Raw genomic sequence first — 13,004 nt, forward strand, 5'->3', positions numbered from 1 at the left:
GTCAGGCGCCCTGCTTGTAGTTATTCAGAGCATAGCCGCGATCGCGGTAGAAGCGATAGCGCTCGCGCCCCGCGGCCAGTTCGTCGGGCGCGTTGCCGACGATTTCCAGCAGGCGCTCGAAGCGCGCGAACTGCGACGGCACCGTTGCGCCCAGATTCAACAGTATCTGATGATGCGGCACGTCGTCGAGCGACGACGTCAGCACGACAGGCGTCTGCGCCGCGAGCGGGCTCGAGGCGAGGCAGTGCGGGATGAAGTCGAGTGGCGAGAAGGTCCACAACTGCTCGTCGAACGCGCGCAGGCGCGGCGGTTCGGCCAGCACGACGAGCGGCTGGCCGGCCTGATACGCCTTGCGCACGAGACGGCACGCATACTGCAGCGAATCGCCGACGTTCGAATGAAAGTCGATACGGGTCATCGGCGATCCTGCTTCACTGCTTGATGCGCGATCGGACTGCAACGCGTCATTGTGCAGCGCGGTCGATCAGGAACTGCGACAGCAGCGGCACGGGACGGCCCGTTGCGCCCTTCGCCGCGCCGCTCTTCCATGCGGTGCCCGCGATGTCCAGGTGCGCCCACGGATACGCTTCCGTGAAACGCGACAGGAAGCACGCCGCCGTCACGCTGCCCGCCGGACGTCCGCCGATGTTCGCGAGATCCGCGAAATTCGACTTCAGCTGATCCTGATACTCGTCGTCGAGCGGCAGACGCCATGCCGGGTCGGAGGCTTCCTTCGATGCGTCGAGCAGTTCGCCCGCGAGCGCGTCGTCCTTCGAGAACAGGCCGCTGTTGTGATGGCCGAGCGCGATGATGCACGCGCCCGTCAGCGTCGCGATGTCGATCACGGCGGCCGGCTTGAAGCGTTCGGCATACGTGAGCGCATCGCACAGGATCAGGCGGCCTTCCGCGTCCGTGTTCAGCACTTCGATCGTCAGGCCCTTCATGCTGGTGACGATGTCGCCCGGCTTGGTCGCGTTGCCAGCCGGCATGTTCTCGCAGGTCGGAATAATGCCGACCACGTTCAGCTTCAGGCCCATTTCGGCGACGGCACGCAGCGTGCCGAGCACGGAGCCCGCGCCGCACATGTCGTACTTCATTTCGTCCATGCCGTCGCCGGGTTTCAGCGAAATGCCGCCCGTGTCGAACGTGATGCCCTTGCCGACCAGCACGACGGGCGCAGCCTTCGCGGCGCCGCCCTGATACTGGAGGACGATGAACTGCGGCGGCTCGACGGAACCCCTGGTGACCGACAGGAACGAGCCCATCTTGAGCGCTTCGAGCTGCTTCTGGCCGAGCACTTCGGCCTTCAGCTTCCAGTCTTTCGCGAGCTTCTTCGCGGTGGTTGCCAGATAGCTCGGCGTGCAGACGTTGCCCGGCAGGTTGCCGAGGTCCTTCGTCAGATCCATGCCGTTCGACAGCGCGACGCCTTGCTTGAGCGCAACCTTCGCGAGCTTCTCGTCAGCCGCGTCGACGCTGAACACGATGCGCTTCAGCGCGCGCGTGCTGTTGTCCGGCTTGCTCTTCATCTGCGTGAACTTGTACGTCAGCTCGCGCAGCGCGAGGATCGCGGCGCGCACGGCCCAATCCGACGAGCGCTCCTTGACGGGCGCCTGAGCCAGCGTGAACGTGACCTGCGTGATCTTCGTGCCGAGGATCGCGCGCCACGCGGCGCGCACGGCGTCGCCGTAGGCCTTCTGCGTGAACGCGTCCTGCTTGCCGAGACCGACCAGCAGCACGCGCGACGCGCCGATGCCCTGCACTTCATGCAGGAACACCGTGCTGCCCGTCTTGCCGTCCATGTCGCCCGCCTTGATGATGCGCGTGAGCAGACCCTTGGTGGCCGCGTCGATTTCCAGCGCCGCGCCCGACAGCGTCTGCGATTCGAACACGCCGATCACGATGCAATCCGATTTTCCGGTAAGGAACCCGTTGGTCGAGCCTTTGCTCCAATCACAGGCTTTTATGCTAAAGTCCATCGCGCTTGTCCTCGGATAAAATCTGGGCTTAGGATGAAAGCCGCAATTATCCGCTATTTTTCCCGCGGCGGCTGCACGAAGGCGTGACGGGGCTCCACCCCGCTGCCTGTCGGAGCGCGCCCTCTCCTCATCAACCATGATTTTTGAACGCTCTCTCCAGCGCGAACTGGCGTATACGGCTGGCGCCGTGTTCATGGTTCTGCTCACGCTGGTCCTGACGACGATGATGATCCGCATCGTCGGCTTCGCGGCGTCCGGTGAAATCGACCCGCGCGACGTGCTCGTGCTGATTGGTCTGACGGTCATCGGCTACCTCGCGATCATGCTGGTCGCGACGCTGTTCGTGTCGATCCTGTTCGTGCTCACGCGCTGGTACAAGGATTCCGAAATGGTCGTGTGGCTCGCCTCGGGCGTAAGCCTCACGCGTTTCATCAAACCGATCGGCCTGTTCGCGACGCCCATCATCATTCTGATTGCCTTCTTCGTGTTCGTCGGCTGGCCGTGGTCGAACCAGCAGAGCAAGCTGATCCGCGCGCGCTTCCAGCAGCGCGACGAGGTCTCGCTGCTCGCGCCCGGCCAGTTCCGCGAATCGGCGACGAGCCATCGCGTGTTCTTCATCGAGAAGATGTCGCCCGATCAGGGCCACGTCGAAAACGTGTTCGTCACCAGCACCGAGGGCGGCAAGGTGAACGTGGTCGTATCGAAGAACGGCCACACGGAAACGCATAAGAACGGCGACCGCTTCGTCGTGCTGGAGAACGGCCGCCGCTATGACGGCGAACCGGGCCATCCCGACTTCCGCATCATGGAGTTCGAGCGCTACGGCGTGAAGATCCAGAGCCAGCCGGTGGTCAACACGCCGACCACGACAGGCACGCCGACGCTCGACCTGTTCCGCGATCCGACGCGCCAGAATCTGGCTGAATTTGCCTGGCGCGCGGGCTTGCCGTTGATCGCGATCAACCTGATGCTGCTTGCCATCCCGCTCGCGCACCAGAATCCCCGCCGCAGCCGCACGATCAATCTCGTGATGGCCGTACTGATCTATCTGACGTATTCGAACCTGCTGAACGTCGTGCAGTCGTGGATCGAGCAAGGCAAGATGTCGTTTGGCGTGGGCCTCGTGGGGCTGCATGTCATCGTAGCGCTGGTCGTCGCGTTTATTTTCTGGCTGCGGGTGCGCAACCGGCCGCTCTTCACGCGGGCAACGTTCAGCCGGTCGAGCCGTCCGGCGCAGGGAGCGTGACCCATGCGCATCTATGAAAAGTATTTCGCGCGTCAGGTTTACCTCACGTTCGTCTTCATCCTGTTCGCGTTTTCGGGTCTGTTCTTTTTCTTCGACCTGATCAACGAGCTGAACTCGGTCGGCCACGGCAACTACAAGTTTCAGTACGCCGTGCTGCGCGTCGCGCTGCAGACGCCGTCGCGCTTTTACGAAATCATTCCCGTCGCGGCGTTGATCAGCGCGATCTACGTGTTCGCGCAGATGGCGGCGAATTCCGAGTACACGATTTTCCGCGTGTCCGGTCTCGCGACGAATCAGGCGCTGCGTTCGCTGCTGAAGATCGGCATTCCGCTCGTGTTCCTCACGTACATCATCGGGGAAGTGGTCGGGCCGTACACGGATCAGTTGTCGGAGCGCGTGCGTCTGGAGGCGCTTGGCTCGTCGGTGTCGAGCAACTTCGAGTCGGGCGTCTGGGTGAAGGACACGCTGACGGCGCGTGCCGACGGCGAGCAGGTGACGCGCTTCGTGAACGTCGGGCAGTTGCAGCCGGACGCGACCATCTCGAACGTGCGTATCTACGAATTCGATTCGAAGTTCCGTCTGTCGAACGTGCGTATTGCGAAGTCGGGCAAGTATCAGCCGCCCGGCCACTGGCTGTTGACTGACGTTACGGATACGCAACTGATCGACGTCGCGCAGGACGCCAGCAAGCCCGCCGATGCGTTGAACCCGGTGTATCGCGCGAAGCAGGTGACGTTGCCTGAATACTCGCTGCGCTCGGAATTGACGCCGCAGATTTTGTCGGTGCTGCTGGTCGCGCCGGAACGGATGTCGATGTTCAATCTGTTCCGTTATATCCAGCACTTGACCGAAAACCATCAGGACACGCAACGGTATGAGATCGCGTTGTGGCGCAAGGTGCTGTATCCGTTTGCGGTGTTCGTGATGCTGGTGTTGTCGTTGCCGTTTGCTTATCTGCACACGCGCGCGGGCGTGGTTGGAGTGAAGGTATTCGGCGGGATCATGCTCGGGATGAGCTTTCAGCTGTTCAATACGCTGTTCTCGCATATCGGGAATCTGAATACGTGGCCAGCGCCGTTGACGGCGGCGACGCCGGGGTTGATCTATCTCGTGCTCGGGTTAGTCGGCCTAAAATGGGTTGACCGGCATTAGGCTTTTCTTCCTCGCGGGGCGATCGGACGATGGGTGCTCATGGAATTGTGCTGTTCGCGCATGGGGCGAGGGACGCCCGATGGGCTGAGCCTTTTGAGCGGCTGTCCGCGCGTTTGGCGGAGTTGCGCGGTGCGTCGGCGGGGCCCGTTTCGCTCGCGTTTCTCGAACTGATGACGCCCGATTTGCCGGGGGCTGTGGCTGGTCAGGTCGCAGCAGGAGCTTCTGTTATCACCGTTGTGCCGGTTTTTTTTGGACAGGGCGGGCATGTTCGGCGAGATCTGCCGGCGATTCTTGAGCAATGCCGCAGCGCGAATCCTTCTGTTGAGATTCGGTGTGCTACTGCTGTTGGCGAGGACGCCGATGTGATTGAGGCGATTGCTGCGTATTGCCTGCGGCAGGCTTTGGTTTGATTTTGGGTTTTGGTTTTGGTTTGCCTGCGACGCTGGGCTGGTTTGCTTGTGGTTGCGCTGGCATCCGCGTTACGGGTTTTGTCTTTTCGCTGGCATCCGCGTTATGCCTTCGTGCTTCACGCGTCGCCCCTGTGCGGGGCGGCACCTACTTTTCTTTGCCGCCGCAAAGAAAAGTAGGCAAAAGAAAGCGGCTCACACCGCCAATCCTTGTTCCTGCCTGAGGGCCCCCAACCGGTCCCTCACTTCACACGGCAACCTTCCTGTTCGCGTTCGTTGCCAACGCTCCTGCGCTGCGCAGCACCCGCTTCACGCACCCGCGTCGCAGCATGCCGTACCAGATAGTCCACCGCCGCCCAGGTGGCAAACTGTGTGTAGGCCTGGGTGCTCCGCACGCCTCACTCCGGACCGACAGGGCAAGCGTCCCACCCTGTAAGAGCGCCGAGTTATACGCCGCGACAACCTACACACAGTTTGCCACCTGGGCGGCACATACCATTCGCTGCCGCTAACACGTGTACGGGTGTGTGACGTGGGTGAGGCGTTCATTCACAGCGTTGGCAACGAACATGAGTCACGTGATTGCCGTGTGAAGCGTAAGACCGGCTGGGGGCCCTCAGGCAGGAAGAAATGTTGGCGGTGTGAGCCGCTTTCTTTTGCCTACTTTTCTTTGCGGCGGCAAAGAAAAGTAGGTGCCGCCCCGCACAGGGGCGACGCGTGAAGCACGCTAACAAATCGCGGATGCCAGCGAAAGCGAAAGCACCCACCCAAAGCGTCGCAGACAAAAAAATCACTTCATCACATCAAACACAATCCGCGCAGCCTCAACTACAACTTCATCGCGCGGCAGCGTCTGTTTGGGCATCACACCAGTGAAATAGACAGCGACAACAAAAGGCGCCGCCGAAGGCGGATACACAACAGCCACATCATTAGCCGTCCCGTAATCCCCGCTCCCGGTCTTATCGGCGACCAGCCATCCAGAACCCGGCACGGCAGCCCGAATCCGAGCCGCGCCAGTAACATTGCCGAGCATCCATGCCTTCAATTGCTCCCGCTGCTGCGGACCCAGCACATCATCAGCAAGCAGAAGCTTCTGCACATCGAGCATCATCGCCCGCGGCGTCGTGGTATCCCGCATATCGCCCGGCACGGAAGCATTAACCTCGGGCTCCCCGCGCAACAGATCAAACCACTCATCCCCAATCGAAAGCGCGAACTGGTTCAACACCTCCGGTCCGCCGACAGCCGTCAGCAGCAGCTTAGCCGCCGTGTTATCGCTGTGCTGCAGCGCCGCGGCACTCAGTTCGCCGATGGTCATGCCCTCCCCCACGTGCCGCTTCGTAACAGGCGAGTTCGCGACAAGATCGGCGTCACCGTATCGAACACGCTCGTCGAGCAGACTACGTTCGGCCATGCTGCGTTTCAAAACCAGCGCAACGACAAGCAGCTTGAACGTGCTGCACATCGGAAACCGCTCCGACTCGCGATAGCCGACATACGACCCGTCCGCCGTATTGAGCGCAGCCACACCAAGGCGCCCACCGCTCGACGCCTCCAGTTTTTCGAACCGCTCGCGCGCGGCGAGATTGACCGAGACAGACGAAGCCGGCTGCGCACGCACGCCGATCGCGGGACCGGCTGTAAGCGCAATCAGTAAAGAACGACGCAAAGAAGAAAAAGGCATGAGTCCAGTTCGAATGCAAAGCGAAAGGAAATCTTAACGCAACGCACGTGCCTGGCTCGATGGACCGCGGAAAAGACAATCGGCCGCATTCACTCACGCGAATGCGGCCGATCAATAGAAAGCAGCAGCAATAGAACCTTAAGCGACGCGCAACTCAGGCTGACCTTGCTCCACAGCTGACTCAGGCTCGCTTTGCGTGACCCGCTCGGCAAACGCGTCGCCGATCATCAGCAGCGAAGGCTGCGACGCGTCGAGCCACAATTGCGCATCGCCAGCGGCAAGTCCTTCGAGCGTCAGCGTCAACATGCGTTCGCGCGGCGTCGAACACGCTTCGACAATCGCGACAGGCGTCGATCCCGGACGGCCCGCGTCGATCAGTTGCTGCGCGATCTCGGGCGCGCTGTCGCGGCCCATGTAGAACACCAGCGAATCCGCGTTCACCTGCTCGCGAATCTCGGCGGAATCCGGCGCGCGGCTGTGCGTCGCGAGCGCCACACTGCGCGACACGCCACGCAGCGTCAACGAACGCCGCAGCGACGCCGCGCTCGCCAAGGCCGCCGTGATGCCCGGCACGACTTCATATTCGATGCCCGCCGCTTCGAGCGCGCGCATCTCTTCATCGGCGCGGCCGAACAGCATCGGATCGCCGCCCTTCAACCGCACCACGACGCCATGCTCGCGCGCGGCATCGACGATCTGCTTGTTGATGAAGTGCTGCGCCGTCGAGCGCTGCCCGCAACGCTTGCCCACCGCGATCTTGCGCGCATGCGGCGCGTAGTCGAGCATCGCCGGCTCGACCAGCGCATCGTGCAGCACGACATCGGCGAGTCCCAGCAGCCGCGCGCCGCGAACCGTGATCAGGTCCGCAGCGCCTGGCCCGGCGCCGATCAGATACACCTTACCCATTTGCTCGCGCTCCGTCCGCTGTGGACTTCAAGCGGAGAAAGAACGAATCATGCCGGCCGCGACCGTGTGATGCGTTGCTTCGTCGATCAGCACAAAGGCGCCCGTGCCCGGATGCGTGTCGTACTCGTCGGCGACGATCGGCTTTTGCAGCGTCAGCGACACGCGGCCAATATCGTTCATCGCCAGTTCATGACGGTCCGTCGCATGCGACAGCGTGTGAACGTCGAGCACCTGCTGGATGCCGCCGATACGCGCAAACACCGTGCTCGTGGTCTGCTTCAGCAGATACTTGCGGGCCGTCGACAGCGGCGTGTCGTCGAACCAGCACAAGTCCGCTTCGAGCTTCTTCGCCGGTTGCACGACACCCGTTGCCAGCACGAACGTATCGCCGCGCGACACGTCGACGTCTTCCGCGAGGCGGATCGTCACCGTCTGGCCCGCGAATGCGCGGTCCACTTGCGCCGTGCCGCCCGGCACGGGCGCGATGATCTCGGCAACGGTCGCCTGACGGTTCGCCGGCAACACGACGATCGAATCGCCGAGCTTCACTTCGCCCGATTCGACACGGCCCATGTAGCCACGGAAATCGTCGGCCTGGCTGCCGTCCTGACGCGCGACCCATTGCACCGGGAAACGCAGTCCCTGATCCGTCGGCAGTTCGACGGGCAGCGCTTCGAGCAAGTCGAGCAACGGCTCGCCCGCATACCACGGCATGCGCTCGCTCGCCGTCACGATGTTGTCGCCCTTCAGTGCCGATACGGGCACGAAGCGTACATCGGCGAGGCCGAGTTGACGCGCCAGCGTGACATACGCGTCGCGGATCTCGTTGAAGCGCGCTTCGCTGTAGTCGACGAGATCCATCTTGTTGATCGCGACGATCGCGTGCTGCAGGCCCAGCAACTTGACGATCGCGCTATGGCGCTTGGTCTGCGGCAGCAGTTGCGCGACGCCGTCCTCGAACGTGACGCGCGTCGCGTCGACGAGAATGATCGCGGCGTGCGCCGTCGATGCGCCCGTCACCATGTTGCGCGTGTACTGCTCGTGGCCCGGCGTGTCGGCGATGATGAACTTGCGCTTCGCGGTGGCGAAGTAGCGGTACGCGACGTCGATCGTGATGCCCTGCTCGCGTTCGGCTTCGAGGCCGTCCGTCAGCAGCGACAGATCGATTTCGTCGCCGACCGTGCGCTTGTTCTTCGCGCGCGACAACGCCGACAGCTGATCCGACAGCACAGCCTTGCTGTCATACAGCAGGCGGCCAATCAGCGTGCTCTTGCCGTCGTCGACGCTGCCTGCCGTGATGAATCGAAGTACGCCGAGGTCTTCAGGTTGATGAATGCTCATAATCTTCTTTGCCTCTGTCGACGGGAGTTCGCGCTTTAGCGCGTTACTCCCGTCCCACTTAGAAATAACCTTGTTTCTTGCGCGTTTCCATCGCCGCTTCCGACGCCTGGTCGTCCATGCGAGTCGCGCCGCGTTCCGTGATTTCCGTCACGGCCGTTTCGGCGATGATCTTTTCCAGATCGTCCGCATCGCTTTCAACGGGGCACGTGCAGCTGATGTCGCCCACGGTACGGAAACGGACCACTGCCTCTTCGCTCGACTCGCCTTCGCGGATCGGCGTGAGCGGCGTCACGGGCACGAGCAGGCCGTTGCGGCGCACGATCTCGCGCTTGTGCGCGTAGTAGATGGACGGCAGTTCGAGGTTCTCGCGGGCGATGTATTGCCACACGTCGAGTTCCGTCCAGTTCGAGATCGGGAACACGCGCAGATGCTCGCCTTGATGCAGACGCGCGTTAAACAGGCTCCACAGTTCGGGGCGCTGCGCCTTCGGGTCCCACTGGCCGAACTCGTCGCGGAACGAGAAGATGCGCTCTTTCGCACGCGCCTTTTCTTCATCGCGGCGCGCTCCGCCGATCATCGCCGTGTAGCCGTATTGCTCGATCGTTTCGAGCAGCGTGACGGCTTGCGCGGCGTTGCGCGAATCCGTCTCGCGGCGCAGACGCACGGTGCCTTTCTTGATCGAATCTTCGACGTGGCCGACCACGAGTTCCGCGCCGATTTCCTTCGCGCGGCGATCGCGGAAGTCGATCACTTCGTCATAGTTGTGACCCGTGTCGATATGCACGAGCGGGAACGGCAGCTGCGTCTTGCGGTTCGCGCCGAGGCCGAACGCCTTCAACGCGAGCGCCAGCACGACGACGGAATCCTTGCCGCCCGAGAACAACAGCGCCGGCTTGCTGCACTCGGCAACGAGTTCGCGCAGGATGTGAATCGACTCAGCCTCGAGCCAGTCGAGATGGTCCATCCGGTTCGCCGTGACGTTCAGCGGGTTGACAGTGGAATCGAGCGTCGTGCTCATGTTCAGGTCCTTCGTTGGTTCGTGTCGCATGATCGGGTTCTCACCAGATGTGTGCGACACGAGAAGATTCAATCGAAAATCTGTTTCTGCGTTCGCGTGCGGCTCAGTGGAGCGGTGACGCGTTTTCTGTGATCACCGTGACGGGGATCGTCGTGATGTGCAGTCCGCATTCCTTCGTATCGCGCGACTCCCACCACCAGCGCCCTGCCCGGCTGTCTTCGCCGGGGCGCACGGCGCGCGTACACGGCTCGCAGCCGATGCTCGGATAGCCACGCGCATGCAGCGGATTCACGGGCACGTCGAACGCCTTCAGGTAAGCCCACACATCGGCTTCCGTCCAGTCGGCGAGCGGGTTGTACTTGCCGATATTGCGAGCGTGATCCTGCTCTTCCTCGTGCAGTTCCGCGCGCGTCACCGACTGCTCGCGACGCTGGCCCGTCACCCACGCGCCGACTTCGGACAACGCCCGGTTCAGCGGCTCGACCTTGCGGATCTCGCAGCAGCGCTTGCGCAGATCGATGCTTTCGTAGAACGCATTCAGGCCGTGCTGCGCGACGTATTCATCGACGGAATCCGCCAGCGGATGAAACTGCTCGATCTCGTAGCCATAGCGCTCGCGCACACGGTCGATCATGCCGAGCGTTTCCGCATGCAGGCGGCCCGTGTTCAGCGAAAAAATGCCGATCTTCACGCCGCGCGACAGAATGGCGTGCGTGAGCAGCATGTCTTCCGCCGCGAGGCTGCTCGCGAGCTTGACCTTGTCGTGACGCTGCGCGATCGAATCGAGCAGCACGTCCAGACGTTCGATCTTCGCTTGCAGTTCAGCCGTGATGCCCGTTGCGCTCGTCATACCGACGCCTTCTGCGCGGCAGCGGCCGCTTCGCGATGGCGAAAGAGTGGCGAAGGATCGTCGAATGCACCTTGATACTGGACAGTGAATTCGGTGAACGCCTTCAGCGCGTCGTGGATGTCCTTGTCTTCGCGCAGTGCGTACGCGTTGAAGCCGCAACGTTCGTAAAAGCGCAACTGGTCGCGCAGCACGTCGCCGATCGCGCGAATCTCGCCCTTGAAGCCATAACGCTCGCGCAGCAGACGCGCCGTGCTGTAGCCGCGTCCGTCGCGGAACACCGGGAAGTCCACCGCGATCAGCGCGATCTTGTCGAAGTCCGCGACGATGTCAGCGGGTTCGCTGTCCGGCGCGAGCCACACGCCGATTTCCTGCGCGCTGCGCGAAGCCGTCAGCTCGTCGCGCGACGCCTGCCACAACGCGAACGGGACGATCACTTTGCCAGCCGGCAACGCGCCGACTTCGGGCAACGTGCCGTCTTCAGCTGCGCGGACTACCGTGAAGTCGTCGTTGACGATTGCGCGGTCCTTGATAATCGATGCCATCTGCTAATCCTTGTTCCCGTTACGCGTGAGCCGGCTGACGCGATGCGTACACGCGTTCCTTGAACGGCGCGAGTCCAATGCGGTTGTACGTGTCGATGAAGCGTTCGCCGTCAATACGGTTTTCGACGAACGTATCGATCACCTTCGACACCACGTCCGGCATTTCTTCCGCCGAGAACGACGGGCCGATCACGCGGCCGAGCTTCGCACCGTCATGACCCGTGCCCTGCTCGCCGCCGAGCGACACCTGGTACCACTCGGAGCCGTCCTTGTCCACGCCCAGCACGCCGATGTTGCCGACGTGATGGTGACCGCACGAGTTCATGCAGCCCGAGATGTTCAGCGACAGGTCGCCGAGGTCATAGACGAAGTCAGCGTCGTCGAAACGTTGCTGGATAGCCTGCGCAATCGGAATCGACTTCGCGTTCGCGAGCGAGCAGAAATCGCCGCCCGGGCACGCGATGATGTCGGTCAGCAGACCGATATTCGGCATCGCGAAGCCTTGCGCCTTGGCCTTTTCCCACAGCGCGTACAGATCGCGCTTCTTCACGTTGGCGAGAATCAGGTTCTGTTCGTGCGAGACGCGAATTTCGCCGAGCGAGTACTCGTCAGCCCAATCGGCGACGGCGTTCATCTGCGTGTCCGTCGCGTCGCCGGGCGCGATGTCGCGCGGCTTCAGCGAAATCGTCACCGACGAATAGCCCGACACGCGATGCGGGCGCACATTGCGCTCGACCCAGCGGGCGAACGGCTTGCTTTCGAGCAGATGCTTCTCGAACGAAGCGTCCGTGTCCGGCAGCTTTTCATAGACAGGCGGCTCGAAGTATTGCGACACGCGCGCGACTTCCGCTTCCGTCAGCGTCGACGGGCCGTCCTTCAGGTGTTGCCATTCTTCGTCGACCTGCTGCGCGAACTTCGCGGGCGACAACGCCTTCACGAGAATCTTGATGCGCGCCTTATACAGGTTGTCGCGGCGGCCGTAGCGGTTGTACACGCGCAGCACGGCTTCGCAGTACGTCAGCAGGTGCTGCCAGGGCAGGTCTTCCTTGATGATCGCGCCGATGATCGGGGTGCGGCCCAGACCGCCGCCCGCGAGGATGCTGGCGACCACTTCACCCGCGTCGTTCTTCTTCAGATAGACACCCAGATCATGGATCTGCACGGCTGCGCGGTCTTCCTTCGTACCCGACACGGCAATCTTGAACTTGCGGGGCAGCCACGCGAATTCCGGATGGAAGGTCGACCATTGGCGCATGATTTCCGCCCACGGACGCGGATCGACGATTTCGTCGGGCGCGACGCCCGCGAACTGATCGGCCGTGATGTTGCGGATACAGTTACCCGACGTCTGGATGCCGTGCATCTGGACGGACGCGAGCTTGCGGAGGATTTCAGGCGTTTCTTCGAGCTGGATCCAGTTGTACTGGATGTTCGAGCGCGTCGAGAAATGGCCGTAGCCGCGGTCGTGCTCGCGTGCGATCGTCGCAAGCATGCGCAACTGGTCGCTGCGCAGGTTGCCGTACGGAATCGCGATGCGGTGCATGTACGCGTGGCGCTGCATATACAGGCCGTTTTGCAGGCGCAGCGGGCGGAACTCTTCTTCGCTCAATTCGCCCGACAGGCGGCGGCGAACCTGGTCGGCATACTGCGCGACGCGTTCGTCGACGATGGTCTGGTCGTACTGATCGTATTGGTACATTCGGGGACCCCAGGGTTTGTTCGTCTCACGACGCGGCGTTCCGGTTACGCCGCGCTTCGGATTTGTCATCATCAGTCTGCTTTGAGCGAGACGGCGACCAGCCGTTTAGACGCATCGCTCATTTGCTAATGACAAAAACAGATATCCATATTGGAAAAACTGGACAAATCGTAATAAACT

At 62.2% G+C, this 13,004-nt stretch carries 12 protein-coding genes; 3 read left to right on the forward strand and 9 right to left on the reverse strand.

Annotation, left to right across the window (positions count from 1 at the left end):
- Position 1: 1 nt before the first annotated feature.
- Together C2L65_RS11605 and C2L65_RS11610 are read right to left on the reverse strand one after the other, a co-directional pair.
- Positions 2–418 carry a DNA polymerase III subunit chi gene (locus tag C2L65_RS11605; RefSeq protein ID WP_042316918.1) on the reverse strand — a complete coding sequence of 139 codons (417 nt, stop codon included), beginning with the start codon at positions 416–418 and terminating at the stop codon, positions 2–4.
- A 46-nt stretch (positions 419–464) separates the two neighbouring features.
- A complete protein-coding gene (locus C2L65_RS11610; RefSeq protein WP_042316916.1) occupies positions 465–1,976 on the reverse strand; it encodes a leucyl aminopeptidase in 1,512 nt (503 codons plus the stop codon).
- A gap of 136 nt (positions 1,977–2,112) precedes the next feature.
- Here C2L65_RS11610 and lptF point away from each other — a divergent pair, with 136 nt between their 5' ends.
- From lptF to C2L65_RS11625, 3 genes are read left to right on the forward strand one after another with little or no spacing between them, the layout of a single operon-like run.
- Positions 2,113–3,222, forward strand: a complete 1,110-nt coding sequence (lptF, locus tag C2L65_RS11615) for an LPS export ABC transporter permease LptF (RefSeq protein ID WP_042316914.1) — start codon at positions 2,113–2,115, stop codon at positions 3,220–3,222.
- 3 nt (positions 3,223–3,225) lie between these two features.
- Complete coding sequence (gene lptG, locus C2L65_RS11620; RefSeq protein WP_042316912.1) at positions 3,226–4,374, forward strand: LPS export ABC transporter permease LptG; 1,149 nt, start codon at positions 3,226–3,228, stop codon at positions 4,372–4,374.
- Positions 4,375–4,403: 29 nt separating this feature from the next.
- A complete protein-coding gene (locus C2L65_RS11625) occupies positions 4,404–4,784 on the forward strand; it encodes a sirohydrochlorin chelatase (RefSeq protein WP_042316910.1) in 381 nt (126 codons plus the stop codon).
- 787 nt (positions 4,785–5,571) lie between these two features.
- On the opposite strand, the gene bla is transcribed toward C2L65_RS11625, so the two are convergent.
- The 7 genes from bla to C2L65_RS11660 all read right to left on the reverse strand — a co-directional run bounded on the left by bla (position 5,572) and on the right by C2L65_RS11660 (position 12,824).
- Complete coding sequence (gene bla, locus C2L65_RS11630) at positions 5,572–6,468, reverse strand: class A beta-lactamase (RefSeq protein ID WP_042316508.1); 897 nt, start codon at positions 6,466–6,468, stop codon at positions 5,572–5,574.
- 138 nt (positions 6,469–6,606) lie between these two features.
- Complete coding sequence (gene cobA, locus C2L65_RS11635) at positions 6,607–7,374, reverse strand: uroporphyrinogen-III C-methyltransferase (RefSeq protein WP_042316510.1); 768 nt, start codon at positions 7,372–7,374, stop codon at positions 6,607–6,609.
- Positions 7,375–7,401: 27 nt separating this feature from the next.
- Positions 7,402–8,718 (reverse strand): sulfate adenylyltransferase subunit 1, encoded by a 1,317-nt coding sequence (locus C2L65_RS11640; RefSeq protein WP_174485120.1) that lies wholly within the window; start codon positions 8,716–8,718, stop codon positions 7,402–7,404.
- Positions 8,719–8,773: 55 nt separating this feature from the next.
- Positions 8,774–9,733 carry a sulfate adenylyltransferase subunit CysD gene (gene cysD, locus C2L65_RS11645; protein WP_042316537.1) on the reverse strand — a complete coding sequence of 320 codons (960 nt, stop codon included), beginning with the start codon at positions 9,731–9,733 and terminating at the stop codon, positions 8,774–8,776.
- A 103-nt stretch (positions 9,734–9,836) separates the two neighbouring features.
- A complete protein-coding gene (locus C2L65_RS11650) occupies positions 9,837–10,583 on the reverse strand; it encodes a phosphoadenylyl-sulfate reductase (protein ID WP_042316515.1) in 747 nt (248 codons plus the stop codon).
- Positions 10,580–11,125 (reverse strand): DUF934 domain-containing protein, encoded by a 546-nt coding sequence (locus C2L65_RS11655; RefSeq protein ID WP_042316517.1) that lies wholly within the window; start codon positions 11,123–11,125, stop codon positions 10,580–10,582. Before C2L65_RS11655 ends, C2L65_RS11650 begins: the two co-directional genes overlap by 4 nt.
- Before the next feature lie 19 nt (positions 11,126–11,144).
- A complete protein-coding gene (locus tag C2L65_RS11660) occupies positions 11,145–12,824 on the reverse strand; it encodes a nitrite/sulfite reductase (RefSeq protein ID WP_042316519.1) in 1,680 nt (559 codons plus the stop codon).
- Between the last annotated feature and the right edge of the window lie 180 nt (positions 12,825–13,004).

The organism is Paraburkholderia terrae, from assembly GCF_002902925.1.
GTDB classification, from domain to species: Bacteria; Pseudomonadota; Gammaproteobacteria; order Burkholderiales; family Burkholderiaceae; genus Paraburkholderia; species Paraburkholderia terrae.